This window comes from Bradyrhizobium uaiense (assembly GCF_010811875.1).
Lineage (GTDB): Bacteria > Pseudomonadota > Alphaproteobacteria > Rhizobiales > Xanthobacteraceae > Bradyrhizobium > Bradyrhizobium uaiense.
Window position 1 is genome coordinate 1 of the sequence record NZ_VKHP01000684.1, and the last position, 255, is coordinate 255.

At 61.2% G+C, this 255-nt stretch carries 1 pseudogene; it reads right to left on the bottom strand.

The window, feature by feature from the left end:
• Window positions 1–255: pseudogene (locus FNJ47_RS47070) on the bottom strand (IS110 family transposase); the annotation flags it as partial.

Sequence of the window (255 nt, forward strand, 5' to 3'; positions counted from 1 at the left end):
GATAGGCGCGGATTGAGTTGATCACGGCAGTCTGCTGGCGGATGAAGAGATGGCGCGCCCGGTGAAGCATCAGACAGCTCTGCTGCTCGACCGTCGTGGTCGGCACGAACCGCATATTGGGCCTCGTGACCGCCTCGCAAATTGCCTCCGCGTCCGTGGTGTCGTTCTTCTGTCGTTTGACGTAGGGCTTCACGTAGGCCGGAGGCATCAATCGCACCGTATGCCCCAACGTCTCCAGCTCCCGGGACCAATGGT